The 13,474-nt window shown below is 41.2% G+C and carries 8 protein-coding genes and 1 pseudogene; 5 read left to right on the top strand and 4 right to left on the bottom strand.

Annotated features, from left to right (window positions below):
* Window positions 1-59: 59 nt before the first annotated feature.
* The gene (locus C2M25_RS22205) at window positions 60-5,381 is read left to right on the top strand and encodes a S8 family serine peptidase (RefSeq protein WP_105174816.1); all 5,322 of its coding nucleotides are present in this window, start codon (window positions 60-62) and stop codon (window positions 5,379-5,381) included.
* A 331-nt stretch (window positions 5,382-5,712) separates the two neighbouring features.
* Complete coding sequence (locus tag C2M25_RS12530) at window positions 5,713-6,555, top strand: MipA/OmpV family protein (protein WP_063703325.1); 843 nt, start codon at window positions 5,713-5,715, stop codon at window positions 6,553-6,555.
* Here C2M25_RS12530 and C2M25_RS12525 read toward each other — a convergent pair.
* From C2M25_RS12525 to C2M25_RS12515, 3 genes are read right to left on the bottom strand one after another with little or no spacing between them, the layout of a single operon-like run.
* Entirely contained in the window at window positions 6,539-7,729 is a 1,191-nt protein-coding gene (locus tag C2M25_RS12525) for an ATP-binding protein (RefSeq protein WP_063703326.1), read from the bottom strand. The genes C2M25_RS12530 and C2M25_RS12525 overlap by 17 nt on opposite strands.
* Entirely contained in the window at window positions 7,726-8,415 is a 690-nt protein-coding gene (locus C2M25_RS12520; RefSeq protein WP_063703328.1) for a response regulator transcription factor, read from the bottom strand. The genes C2M25_RS12525 and C2M25_RS12520 overlap by 4 nt, the downstream gene beginning before the upstream one ends.
* On the bottom strand, window positions 8,415-8,816 hold the full coding sequence (locus C2M25_RS12515; RefSeq protein ID WP_138625483.1) for a DUF3019 domain-containing protein: 402 nt from the start codon (window positions 8,814-8,816) through the stop codon (window positions 8,415-8,417). Before C2M25_RS12515 ends, C2M25_RS12520 begins: the two co-directional genes overlap by 1 nt.
* Before the next feature lie 539 nt (window positions 8,817-9,355).
* Here C2M25_RS12515 and C2M25_RS12510 point away from each other — a divergent pair.
* From C2M25_RS12510 to C2M25_RS12500, 3 genes are all read left to right on the top strand, one after another.
* Complete coding sequence (locus tag C2M25_RS12510; protein WP_105181241.1) at window positions 9,356-10,057, top strand: DUF3581 domain-containing protein; 702 nt, start codon at window positions 9,356-9,358, stop codon at window positions 10,055-10,057.
* Between the two features lie 95 nt (window positions 10,058-10,152).
* Window positions 10,153-11,388 (top strand): DEAD/DEAH box helicase, encoded by a 1,236-nt coding sequence (locus C2M25_RS12505; protein WP_105181240.1) that lies wholly within the window; start codon window positions 10,153-10,155, stop codon window positions 11,386-11,388.
* 48 nt (window positions 11,389-11,436) lie between these two features.
* A complete protein-coding gene (locus C2M25_RS12500) occupies window positions 11,437-12,405 on the top strand; it encodes a sensor domain-containing diguanylate cyclase (RefSeq protein ID WP_063703337.1) in 969 nt (322 codons plus the stop codon).
* On the opposite strand, the pseudogene C2M25_RS12495 reads toward C2M25_RS12500, so the two are convergent.
* Window positions 12,402-13,357 (bottom strand): annotated as a pseudogene (locus tag C2M25_RS12495) (methylenetetrahydrofolate reductase). The gene C2M25_RS12500 and the pseudogene C2M25_RS12495 overlap by 4 nt on opposite strands.
* Window positions 13,358-13,474 lie beyond the last annotated feature (117 nt).

Raw genomic sequence — 13,474 nt, 5'->3', positions numbered from 1 at the left:
TGAAATGGATGTTCACAAGCTTGAATAATTATTCTAATTAACTATCCAGGGGATACTTTATGCAAGTGAAAACACTCTCGATTGCTGTTGCCGCAGCTCTCTACAGTGCTAGTGCTGCTCACGCAGTGGGTGTTGATAACAATCAAGTTAAACACCAATTAAAAGCACCAAACATCACATTTGAAGAAGTAAAAGCATTTAGCAAAGAGATTAACCAAGGTGACTCTAGCAACATGCTGCAAAACGATGGTTTGAATGTTCAGCTAAATAGCCAAGCGAATAAATTCACAGAAGAAGGTATTGATGGCGAACATATTTATATCATTCGTTTACGTGATAATTCAGTGGCACTTGAAGCCCGCGATTTAACGTCGCCATTATCGCAAACACTTCAAGCACAAGGCGTTTCAAAAGTATTTGAGAAAGGTCAAGCGACAGTTTCAGCCGTGACTGATTATCAAAATAAACTACTTTCAAAACAACGTACTGTAATGCAAAGCGTGACAGCTGTGACGGGGCGCACAGAGATGCGCCGTCAATTCACTAAAGCATTAAATGGTTTCTCTGTAAAAATGACAGAGCAAGAAGCAATGCGCGTTGCAGAACTTGGTGCAGTTGTTTCTGTGATGCGTTCGAAAAACTATGATCTTCTTTCTGATGAAGGCCCTAAGCATATCGGTGCGGATCAAATTTGGGATGGCTCAAGTGTTCCAAGTGGCATCAAAGGTAAAGGTGAAGGTCAAATCGTAGGTATTATCGATACCGGTATTAACTCAGACCACCCTTCATTTGCTGCCGTAGGTGGCGATGGTTATGAACATGAAAACCCGTTTGGCGCAGGTGTTTATGTAGGTGACTGTGTTGAAGAACCAGAAGAAATTCAATGTAATAATAAATTAATCGGTGTGCGTTCTTATGATGTGATCACGGATGCATTTGATGCCATGATCCCAGGCTGGCCTGCAATTGGTGAAGATTATCAAGGTCACGGTTCGCACGTTGCTTCAACAGCTGCGGGTAACGTCGTTAAAGACGTGCCATTTATGCTAGCAAGCTACGGTGAAAATACCGATGGTAATATCTTAAAAGAAGGTTTATTCCCTGAAATTTCAGGTGTTGCACCGCATGCAAATATCATTGCATATCAAGTATGTTACCCATCAAGTGAAGAATACGCAGGCTGTCCTGGTGAAGCACTTGTTGCGGGTATCGAAGATGCAATTTCTGATGGTGTTGATGTCATCAACTTCTCAATTGGTGGTGCTGATTCAAATGTGTGGGCTGATCCTGTGCAGCTTGCTTTTTTAGCTGCGCGTGAAGCAGGTATCAATGTTGCTGCGGCAGCAGGTAACAGTGGTCAAGCATGTGGCGCAGCTGAATGCTTTGGTTATTTAGATAACTCGTCTCCTTGGCTTGCACAAGTTGCAGCAACAACGCATGGTCGTACTGTTGCTGTCGAAACTGCGGTTGAATATGCAGGTTTTGCTGACGAAACTTTGGGTTCAGAAGTACCTAGCTGGTCAGAAACCGGTCTTGTTGGTGGTTCAATCAACAGTGAAGAAATTACCGGTGTTGTTGTTTGGGCTAAAGACTATGCAGACGTAGATGGTTTTAAAGATTACAACGGTTACTGTACAGCAGATTACCCAGAAAATACCTTTAATTTCTACAAAGATGGCACCGAAATCGCAGGTGCGGCTGATGGTAGCACCAATGTGATTGTGATCTGTCAACGCCACGATCCAAACGACTCAGCAGCCAATGCCCGTACTGCAAAAGTTGATCATGTGAAAGCCGGTGGTGCAGATGGTTTCATTATGTTCAACCGTGTCCGTGACCAAGGTACTGTAGCTGAAGGTTACTCATTACCGGGTGTTCACTTTACTTATGACCAATGGAATGGTGTTTATCCAGAAGATGGCTTAGAAGACTGGGTAGATAGCTACTCAGAAAAAGGTCATATGATCACCATCAAGCCAACAGTAATTGAACGTCGCGTTGATACGGACGATGCGGATTGGTTAGCAACCTTCTCATCACGTGGTCCATCATATTCAAACATTGAAATTTTAGCACCAACGCTTGCAGCACCAGGTGTTGATATTTACGCGGCATACTCTGATGAGCATCCGTTTGTAACTCCACATGGTCAAGATTATGCAGCGATCAGCGGCACGTCGATGGCATCACCACATGTTGCCGGCTCAATGGCGTTACTACGTCAAATTCACCCAGAGTGGACGGCGGCTGAAATTCAATCTGCATTATCAATGACCGCTGAAAACGTTGTTAAATATCACCGTTTAAATAGCGAAAGTGATGTTGTAGCAGATGCGAAAATCTACCGTTCAGGTGCAGGTCGCATCAATGTTGCATTGGCTGCTAAAGCGGGTTTTGTAATGGATGAAAGCGCGGATAACTTCTTAGCTGCTGATCCATATAATGGTGGTACGCCACATAAATTAAACTTACCAAACCTAGTTAACTTCTCATGTGCACCTGAGTGTCAATGGGTTCGTACCATTAAAGCAACAGAAGATGGTACCTGGACGGTAAGCCACGAAGATGTAGAAAACTGGGCGTTTGACGTAAATACGCAAGGTAAGCAAAATGGCGTAAACATTGATATCTTCCCGAAAACCTTCTCGCTGAAAAAAGGTGAAACACAAACAATCATAGTTAAAGCATCAATCATGGATACCCAAGATTGGTTTAGTAACTCTGAAGTTGAGCTTCATACAAACCTTGTTTTCCAAGCTGAAGAAGCGGACATTCCAGATGCACATTGGCCTGTCGCGTTTAAATATGACCGTGGTAACTTACCATCATCATTAGAGACGACAGCTCACTCAAACGTAGGTACTTATGTTGCTAAAGGTATCGTCTTACCAAGTGTTGAAGCACCTGTAGCACGTGCATATCAGCCTATAAAAGCAGACATCACCACGGTGACTTTACCAAAAGATGATGACCGTACTTTCCCTTGGGCTATGAATCGCACAGACGAAGTGGATGCGGCAGATATTCTAGATGAAGCAACATTTGCTAAATTTGTAACGGTACCTGCAAATTCAAAACGCTTAATTGCAGAAACAGTGAGTGTTGAGTCTGAACTTGAAGGCACTTTAAATGTAGGTAATCCTATCATCTATGTAGGTAAAGACTACAACGGTGATGGTATTGTACAGCCACAAGACGAAATCTTGTGTGTATCAAACCATAAGATTTATAAAAACTTCTGTAATATTAATAATCCTGAAGAAGGTGAGTATTGGGTTGTTGTTTATAACACCAATAAATCGTCAGTAGATGCAGTTGAAGAAACTTTTGAAATTGCGACTGCGGTTGTGTCAGACCAAGTTGCATCAGGTATGACTGCAAGCCTGCCGGGTAGTGATGGCCAAAATACTGTTGAAATGACAGTAAACTGGGATATGGATCTTGACGCTGACAGCGTGTACTACTCACTATTAGATGTAGGTACTTCGGCTGTGAACTATGGCAACCTAGGGTCTATTCCATTTAAGCTAAACCGTGGTAACGATGTTGCTCACCTTGATGCGCCATATACAGGTGCAAAAGTAGGCGATATGGTTCCTTACACGTTTGAAGTGTTAGCGAATAACTCAGGTGCTGATCGTGAGTTCTCATTGGAACTTGCTATCCCTGCAGGTCTTGATATCAAAGCTGAAAACGTTGCGGTTTCTACAGCATCAGAAATCAATGTTGAAATTGCAGACGGTAAAGTGATTGTAACAGGTACGCAAGCAGATACCCGCGATGTTGAGCCTGATTATATCGTGACAGATAACATTACCGATGAAATGTGTCGTACGCCTGATTTTGGTAACTCAAACCCGGGTGGTTATGTTGATTTATCAGAGTTTGGTATTACGCCAATTCTATCTGGTTTCGATGAAAACAATCTTTACAACTCACGCAGTGGTTATTCGTTACCAATCGCAAGTTTATACAACGGTGCTTATGACACATTTAGCCTGTATAACAATGCTGAAAATACCAATATCCAAAACTCGATAATCCAAATTCGTGGTATGGGTACAGTGAATACCAATGGTAGCCGTTACTTCTACCCGGTACATAATCCGTTCCCTTATAACTCATTCCCATATGAGAACATGGGTCCATTATGGCGTGGGTGGGAGTTCACAGATAGTGGCTTATTACGCTCAGTAATGTCAGTTGGTTTATCGTCTAGCGAAGGTATTTCACTCGCAAGTACCGCAACAGGTTGGGGTATTGTTGAGTGGGATAACGCATCAGACTATGACGATCCAGTGTACGACCGTACAACGGGTAAATACACTTACACCAAACGTGATAACTCATTTGATTTCCAAGTGTTATTTAATGCAAATACACGCTTTGGTAAAGGTGAGCATGAAATTTACTATGCATACGATAACCTAGATTATGGGTCGACACGTCCTGCAGGTAGTATCGGTTTACAAGGTTTCCGTGGTGCCCAGTATGAGTATGGTCCACTTGAAAACTACCGTGGTATTCAAATCGCTTATAACAACCTAGATGAAGTGATCAGCGATGGCTACGTGGTGTGTATGGACTATGTAGGTCCAGAGTCATCACAATTTGAAGTGACTGCATGGGCAGAAGTAATGCCATCAGCTGCAGGTCAAACACTTGAAATTGAAGCTAAAGCGGCAATCTCAGGTCTTAACGACATGACTTCAACGGCAACACTGGCCATTCCTGGCAACATCACTGTTGTAGCCCTTGATGACATGGTAACAACGGAAGAAACACCAATTAGCTTCGAGGTTCATCACATTGATGAGAAGAACTCGAAGAATGAAATCTCGGTAATTTCTGATGACGTAACCTATGAAGTTGATGGCGATACAGTCACGATTACACCAAATGAAAACTTCTCTGGTGAGACTGAAGTAACGGTTGTGGTGTCTGATATTGAGTATCCATCAGATGCTGCAAGCACGACCTTTATGTTAACGGTTGAAGCAGTCAATGACGCACCGGTAGTGGTTGTTGAAGCAAGTGCTCAGCAAGTTACGGAAGGCAGCGTGATTACCCTAGATGCATCAGCATCACATGATTTAGATAACGATGAGTTAACTTTCTCATGGGAAGGCCCAGGTACAATCGCAAGCCCAACATCAGCAATCACTGAAGTATCAGGCTTAACGGCTGGTGAGCATCAGTTCACTGTCACAGTAAGTGATGGTGTTGAAGCGATGGAACTTGGTGTTGCTGTGACGGTAACGGCACAAGAAACAACCGTGGTTCCTGAAGAAAAAGCGAAATCATCAAGTGGTTCACTTGCATGGTTAACTGTTCTATTAGCTGGTTTTGCTGGTGTTCGTCGCCGCGTAAAACGAGGCTAAGTACTCCCTAAGTATGTTATGTGACAAAGGGCCTTCGGGCCCTTTTTTTGGTCTAGAAAATCGTGTTGTATATTTTAATAACCAAAAAGAATAACTAACAACTGAAAACCTATGTAGCAAAATGTACAAGCTATTTTATATTTTTTTCAGTGTGTTAGTTTGAATGTGGGGCGTAAATCAGCTGTCTACGCCGTTTTGTTGGTCAAAAAAATTATACAATAAAGCGCGCAAACGATATGATCGTTCCCGATTGGGTAAAGACTAAATAGTTTTTAGTAGTATAGAGTTGTCATAATAATTCTTAATTATGACATAAAGGTGAATTGCGTTAATGAAGAAATTGTTTGGCTTAGTGTGTTGTTTATCTGCATCAACTGCGTTTGCGCAGGCTGATATTAAACAGCAACAATTAATTAAAAAGTCGACAATCCATGCCAGCATCACAGTGGGTTACGGGGGCATTGAGAACCCGGTACTTGATGCCGATGACGTCACTTCGCCAATCCTGCCAAGCTTTGCTTATTATGGTGATAACTGGTATTTCGATGACTTTTCTTTAGGCTACAGCCTCTATGAAACAGAGAACTTTTACGTTGATTTACTGGGGCGCTTTAATGATGATGGCTTTTTCTTTGAGCTGGATGGGGTAGATAAACTCTATGCCACCGGTGTTGTTCGTTCGAGCTCTGGGCGACCGGCATTACCCACCGCATCACCGATTAACCTAACACCTATAGAGCGTGACCTTTCTTACATGGCGGGGCTGTCATCTGCGGTAAACGTCTTCGATGCAATGTGGTTAAGTGCAGCCTATGTCCATGATGTAACCAATGTTCATAATGGTTATGAAATCCTGCTAAACGGCTATCAAGTATTTGAACTGTTTTCTGGTACTGCTGGCATTGAGGCGGGCATTAATTACAAAAATGAAGAGCTGATCGATTATTACTACACGGTGAGTCCATCAGAAAGCAAAACCCGTTTACTAAGCTACAACTTAGAAAGTGCCACTAACTATTATTTAAAAGTAAGTTACGAATTCCCTATTAGCGATAGTTTCACGCTTGATTTCAAACTCAAACATACATGGCTTGATAGCAACTTAGCTAACTCACACATGATCAATAAAAATGGTTACTTCTCAGGTTTTACAGGTATTACTTACCACTTTTAGGCCAGCGAATGGTGATCTCTGCACCGCCTGTTTGTGAGCTGTTAGCTAAGCTAATTTTACCGCCATGCCAGCTGGCAATACGATGCACGATATAAAGTCCCAATCCATAGCCACTCGCAAGCTTATCTCCTTCACCTTGTTTAAAAGGTTCAATGAGCGCATCCGCATTAATTGGTAAGCCAGGTCCATCATCAGTAATGCTTATAAAGTAATAGCCTGCTTGTTCTGCACTGCTTATATAAATAGTGTTTTTTGCGTATTTTGTGGCGTTGATCAGTAAGTTTTGTACTGCAATAGCCATAAAGCTTGCTTCGCAATAGGCTGTCTCTACCTCAAGGGATGGCGTAAATTTAAGTTCTTTGTATAAATCAAATTTAGCAATTTCTGTGTTGATCAGTTTAGTTAAGTTAACTTTCTCTTGATTAAACACACTTTGTTGGTGCTCTAAGCGAGCGAACGATAGGTATTGCTCCAAGCGTAATTCAATCTCATCAATATCGCGTTCTATTTGGCTACTTTCTTGCGATTCCAAATCGGCAATCGATAAAGCAAAGCGCATTCGGGTAAGGGGCGTGCGAATTTCATGGGAAATAATACGAGATAGGTCGTTATGTAGCTGAACAAATTTATTGATGCGTTCAGACATATGGGTGAAGGTGCTAGCTAATGGCGCAATGGATGAGTTAGGTTTTATATCAAGCTCTATCCGTTGCGGTTTTTTGCTGAAGCGGTAAGCTGCGCGTTGTAATAGGCTTAAATCACGAAAGACCGGGCGAATGAACAACAAAATCATCGCGCCAAGTAAAAAGTAAAAGGCAAAAAATGCAAACCAGTCAGTCTTTGCTTGCGAAATCAAAGAAATGGGGCCAACTTTTTGGATGCTGCCATTACTTCCTTTTAAGTATATAAACTGCTGATTGTTTTCGGTGACGCTGATAATGCCATCTTTATCGAAACTGGCTTGTAATGAATTAGGTAATACAAGCTCATTTTGATTAAAGGAGCTGATCCTCGTTTCTTTTTGTTCTGCAATTTTCGCAAGCTCTGCGACACTGATTTGTACGCTGGGGATCTGTTCAGAAAAAAACTGATTATAAAGCTGGCCAAAAGCTAAAACTAAAGCAATTAAGCTTACTGTGATAATTAAATAGAGCTTAAAAAATTGCTGCTTCATATTTTTGAAATATCCAAGCTGTATCCTTTACCTCGTACAGACTTGATATCTAACGCTTCTTTTTGATCGCTAATGGTTTCTTTAAGCTTTTTGCGTAAACGGCTAATTTTTAAATCAATCGCTCGGTCAAGTCCGTCATACTCACGGCCAATAACATGTTTGAATAAGACTTCGCGAGAAACTGGTTGTGGGGTATTTTTAGCAAGGTAAGCAATGATTTCAAATTCACTTTCGTTGAGATTCAACGCTGTATTATGAAAGTAGATATCGCGTTTTTTAGTATCGATACGCAAAATGTCAATTTGGTGTGAAAAGTTATCTTGGCCAACGGTGTGGGCAATAATCGTTTTTATCTTGGCGAGTAACAGTTCAGGCTTAATGGGTTTTACAAGGTAGTCGTAAGCACCTAGGTTTAAGCCCTTAATTTGTGATTGCACAGAATCCAGCGCCGTTAGAAAAATGACAGGGCAACTGTATTTTTCTTTCAATTGAGAAATTAACTCAAAACCATTGCCATCCGGTAGCATCACATCACAGATAATCAGTGATGGCATGAAGGTGATTTCACTGCTACGGTACGCCTCAGCAGTATTAAATACATCTATGGTATAGCCATGCTTTAACAAAAACGTTTGAATTAAGCTTGCTAATTTCACATCATCTTCAATTAAAAAAATATGCTGCATTATAAACTCCAGCCAAAGCGCCGTTTTATACGGTAATCTTTAGCTTCATAGCTTGCTATTGACAGTAGTTGTTGCTTAACAACTTGATTGTTCAATGGATTAATTAATTTGACCGTCAGCGGATGCTCAGTCTTAATCGTTAATTTCTCGACAATTAAACCACCTTGTTTGTAACACTGCGTATAGTGTGGACGTTGAGTTATCTCTAAACAAAGCTCTTTAAAGGGAGCAACACGAAAATGAATCTGTATATTAAATTCACAGGCTTTTTGTTTCGCGTCTGTCACACACACCGTGGGAGAGACTTTAAAAAAAGGTTGCTCGGGATTGTCATCACTTAAGCAAAGCGACGAAAAACAAAGACAAAAAAACAGTAATAGCCAACTTAATCGGTTTATCATTTAACCAAGTCTCTGTTTTTTAATAGTCTTTTTTTCAAAGTAACAATAACCATCGAAAGTTGATGTAACCCGCCCAACTCACTTTGAGTACTCATTTGTATGCCGCTTATTATAATTATTATTTATGCAGCCTATGAGTGGCGATTACACGATAAAAAAGCGGGTCTATCATACCTTATTTATCGTTATAGCTACAAATAGGTGCTATGCAAAGCCAGTATTTTCAGCCTATTGGCGTATTTTTTTATTGCTCTAAAGTTAGCTTGTTGTTTTAAAAAGAAAACTGAATTTATATTTAGTTTTAGCTAATAGTTTTTCACTATCTTTTAGCCGGGCATAAGTGTTTACTATTCTGGGTTATTTGTTAATTGTTTCGTACAAATTGATACAATTTAAATTTTCCCTATCGAAACCATTATTTTAGCTGATGTAATTTAACATTTGCTGAGTACGTGATTAATAATTAACAGATTCGACCTCTATTTTCATTTTATCTGGTAGTATAGTTAGGTTATAAGTAGTTTAAGCAGTGAACAATTATGTTAAGTCCTTATTATCAGCAACATGCTGATTACGTTTCTATCTCACGTGAACAAGGCTGTCGTTTCGCCAAGTTAGTGGCTGATGATTTCAATCCGTTACACGATAAAGATGCTAAAAAGTTTTGTGTGCCGGGCGATTTACTTTTTTCGCTGGTTTTAAACCGCTATGGCATCAGTGAAAAAATGGAATTCACGTTTGCAGGTATGGTTGATGAAAATTCAAAGCTGACTTTCCCTGAAGGTGCTGATGAATTTGCGATCACCGATGGCGAAAAAGTCATGTTAAAAGTGAAACGTGAAGGCGCTGTTAGCAAGTGCCCTGAGTTAACAAATAGCTTAATCAAAAACTATGTTGAGTTCTCTGGCACGACCTTCCCGCATGTTATCATTCCATTGATGAGTAAGCAGGATGTGATGATCAACCCAGCGCGTCCAATGGTGATTTACGAATCAATGCTGATTAACCTTGATCGCCTTGATATCAGTGCACCTGAATTACAATTTGCTGAGCCTGATTTTGAGTTTACGGGCAAACGCGGCAAAATTACGCTTCGCTTTGATCTGTTAGAAAATGGTGAGAAAGTAGGTTCAGGTGAAAAGCATATGCTTGTATCTGGCATTCGTGATTATTGCCAAGCAACGGTTGATGACTTAATTAGTTTTTATAATCAACGTAAAGAATCACTTAAACCGGTGTAGTCATTACAGATTGTATAAAGGGCGCTTATTGCGCCTTTTTTGTTGCTGATGTTCCGCGTACAATAGCGCTTTTATAGCTAAATGTACTTCAGACTATGTCAGCAGCGACCTTTTCAGAATTAAATCTTGCCCCTGCATTGCTAACAGCCTTGCAAGAAGAGAACTATCACACTCCTACAGCAATTCAAGCGCAAACAATCCCCCTTATTTTAGCGGGTGCTGATGTAATGGGTAGTGCACAAACGGGAACGGGCAAAACCGCCGCGTTTGTTTTACCACTACTACACAATTTGTTATCTGCTGAAGTACTTCCAGATGCTGTCAAAGTCCTAATTTTAACACCAACCCGAGAGCTCGCTCAGCAAGTATTTGCAAGTGTAGAGCGCTATGCTGCGCATACAGATATAAAAGCAGCACTGGCTTATGGCGGCGCCAGTATTGGCCCACAAATTAAAGCCATAAAAGGGGCGCAGGTCGTCGTTGCAACACCTGGGCGCTTACTTGATCATGTGATCAAAGGCAGTATTAAACTTTCAAGTATCAATGCGCTGGTATTCGATGAAGCTGATCGCATGCTTGATATGGGCTTTATTGACGAAATTAAACGTATCTTGCGCCATGTGCCAAAAGAGCGTCAAACGTTACTTTTTTCAGCCACATTTGACGACAGCATCTTTAAACTCAGTAAGCAGTTATTAAATGATCCTAAACTAGTTGAAGTGAATAAACGCAACTCAGCAGCGGTTGAAGTTGAGCAGCTAGTTTATGCGGTTGATGAAGACCGTAAGCGTGAGCTGGTATCACACATGATTGGCATGAAAAATTGGCAGCAAGTACTGATATTCACTCGCACTAAGCAAACCGCTGATGTGCTTGCGAAAGAAATGTGTAAAGACGGTTTAAAAACCGAGTCTATTCATGGTGATAAGAGCCAAGGTGCGCGCGATAAAGCACTACAAAATTTTAAATCAGGTGCGACAAGAGTACTGGTAGCGACGGATGTTGCTGCGCGTGGTCTTGATATTTCCTCATTAAAGTATGTGATTAACTATGAGCTGCCTTATGTGGCTGAGGACTACGTACATCGCATTGGCCGGACAGGGCGTGCTGGTGAGAAAGGGATGGCGATGTCGCTGGTTAGCATCGATGAACAGTGGCTATTAGACGAAATAGATATCTTACTCGACACCAGACTCACACCGCAGTGGTTACCAGGCTATGAGCCTGATTTAACCAAAGAGCCGAAGCAAGTTCGTAAAAATACGAATAAGGCACGCCGCTCTCGCGATAAAAAACGTATTTTAGGGCAAAAAAGTAGGAGACGTTCCTAAATCTGGCATATATTTATACTACCCTCCGGCTAAAGTTGAGAGTTTAGTATGTTAGAAGAGAATAAATGGACGTTCCGCCGCGCTGATAAACAGTTCTCCTTAGAAAAGTGGCAGAAAACAATTGATCTCATGACCGAGCTGTTTTCTGCTCCCGCAGGCTTCATCGTTCATAAAACAGATGATGTCTATCGCATTATCGTCTCCAGTGAGCAGCAAGAAAACCCTTACGATGCAGGGGCTGAATTAAGCGCTGACGATAATATTTTTTGCAAAAAAGTACTGCGTGATATGGCACCGCTCTATGTTGATCATGCCAGCCAAGATAGTCAATGGGATGACAGCCCGCTGGTAAAAGATGGCTTTGAGTCTTATCTTGGGGTGCCCATTAGTTGGCCAAGTGGTGATCCGTTTGGCACCTTTTGCGTTATGGATTTTAAACAAACCCATTACCAACCTAGCTTTTTAGAGTTAATCGAGCAGCTTCGCGATATGGTTGAAGATGACCTTGCACTGTTAGACAACTTTACGCAGATGCGTGAAATTGCCATGCTTGATTCACTGACCAATATTTATAATCGCCGTGCAATAGACCTGCTTTGCCAACATAAATTAAATATATCGAAACGTCTTGGTTTTGATATTAGTTGTTTATTTATCGATATAAACAGCTTTAAACCACTCAATGATACGTATGGTCATGAAGTGGGCGATCTCGCACTGATTTGTTTAGCTGACACGATGAAAGAATGCCTACGTGAAACCGATATTATCGGCCGCCTAGGGGGCGATGAGTTTATTGCGTTATTGCAAGTTCAGCCCGGTGATTGCATAGACAGCATCGCTGATAAGCTCAATACCACTTTCCAAGTGAATTTAGAGAAGCGTGGCATTCCTGTTACGAGCTTAAGTATTGGTTCAGGGGTAATAGCTCAGCCAAAAGAAAACTTTGCTGAGCTATTAAAACGAGCAGATGAAGATATGTATGAGAAAAAGCAAGCCTCTAAGGCAGCACGTTAAGCTATTTGCTTCTCAGCTAGGTTTAACTCCATGGTTGCTTTAAGTAAACGGTAAAGGTTAATTGACGCATCAATTTCTTCTTTACGGTTGGTTAAGCTCTCAATATTTAAACCTAGCGGTACATCTAAATGCGCGCAGCTTTGTAAAATTAAATCGAGATTTTCGCGGCAGATACGCACTGATTCACTCAAGGTGTTTTCCGAATCTAACATACGGTATTTAGTCGCTTCTGGTACAGAAATACCTAACCACTCCATAAATTCCAAGGTCTTTTCACCACCACACGGGGTAAACGTTAGAATAATGCGTTTTGGTGCTGTGCCTTGTGCTTTACAGCTACGCGCATAGCTAGTGATCAAATCAATCGTTGCTTGGGCATTGTAAACGGCTTGCGAGATGAAAAACTTACAACCTGTGCTGTTTTTTCAACTAAACGCTCATGTTCATTGCGTTTGCTGGCATGACGCTCGGCAATAGTAACGCCACCTAAAAACACATCATTGTCTTGCTTTGCTAAAGCTTTATACGCATCAGGTAGGCTCAATTTGATGTCACCATCAGATGATGGACTGCCTACTAGCACTAAATTTTTTAATTCAAAGTCATTGCGTGTTTCATTTAACCACTCACTAAATTCAGCTTCACCACGCTGAGCTACGCTTTTATATGTGATCACATCAAGTTGCGACAAGCTGCGTAGTAACTGACTGTATTCACGAGGATCGACAGTCTCTTTAAACGGAAAAGGACGGGGCTTTGCAATACGGCTACTTTCATCTTGAATGTCGTAAATGATTACACCGTCGTATTCAATTTCGTGTAAACGACCAAGTAGCTTTTGGGCAATGGTCTCAAGCTGTGCTTTATCAGTACCTGACTTTGGCGGTGTGGTACCAATTAGGTAGACGCCTTGATTGGTGTCTTCAATTTTCTCTTGTAATGATAAAGCCATAATCCTCATTCCAGCTCGTGCTAATGTCTATGACAAACAATATAGCAGCCATTTAGACGTCTAGATAGATTTTTTTATTGAAAGTTTTTCAATCACTATGAATTTTACTCAAGTTGA

The organism is Pseudoalteromonas sp. T1lg21 (assembly GCF_002964625.1).
In the GTDB taxonomy this organism is placed as follows: domain Bacteria; phylum Pseudomonadota; class Gammaproteobacteria; order Enterobacterales; family Alteromonadaceae; genus Pseudoalteromonas; species Pseudoalteromonas gelatinilytica.
The sequence above is the reverse complement of the archived record's forward strand: the minus strand, read 5'-3'. Positions and strand labels throughout refer to the sequence as shown.